The organism is Pseudomonas oleovorans subsp. oleovorans, assembly GCF_002197815.1.
Classification (GTDB): domain Bacteria; phylum Pseudomonadota; class Gammaproteobacteria; order Pseudomonadales; family Pseudomonadaceae; genus Aquipseudomonas; species Aquipseudomonas oleovorans.
On the sequence record NZ_NIUB01000106.1, the window covers coordinates 1 to 578 of the forward strand.

The 578-nt window shown below is 58.3% G+C and carries 1 pseudogene; it reads left to right on the top strand.

Going from position 1 to position 578, the window contains the following annotated elements:
- Nucleotides 1-71: 71 nt before the first annotated feature.
- Nucleotides 72-578: pseudogene (locus PSOLE_RS23465) on the top strand (IS1595-like element ISAchd1 family transposase); the annotation flags it as partial.

The following is a 578-nucleotide window of genomic DNA, read 5'->3' on the forward strand; positions in this document are numbered from 1 at the left end:
GGCTCTGTCTGAGTTATCTGTTGCAGTGGTCTAAACTGAATCGTGATCTTTCCCAGCATGAGGGATCTATCATGAAAGCGGTTCAGTTTTCGCGGTGGATGGCACAGCTCTCCAGCCTCAACCCAGAGCAACGCGACCAGTTGAGATCCAAGCTCTTGCCAGCTGCCAGGCACTGGCAGGACGCAATCAAGGCCCCAAGCCATTGCCCGCATTGTCAATCGCGGGAACTGCGCCCCTGGGGTTCCAGTGGTGACTTGCCGCGATACCGCTGCAAGGTTTGCGGCAAAACCAGCAATGCCCTGACGGGCACCCCAATGGCGCGACTGAGAAAGCGCCATCTCTGGCAAGACTATGCGGACGCACTGACCCAGAGCCTGAGCGTGCGCAAGGCCGCCGTTCATTGTGGCGTCAGCAAAAACACAGCTTTCCTGTGGCGACATAGGTTTCTTTCTCGGATTGCCGATCACCAGGCCCAGCACGCGTCAGGCATTGTTGAAGCAGATGAAACCTTCTTCCTGGAGTCCTTCAAAGGGCAACGCGAACTGCCTCGACCGCCTCGTCGGCGCGGTGGCAGCGCC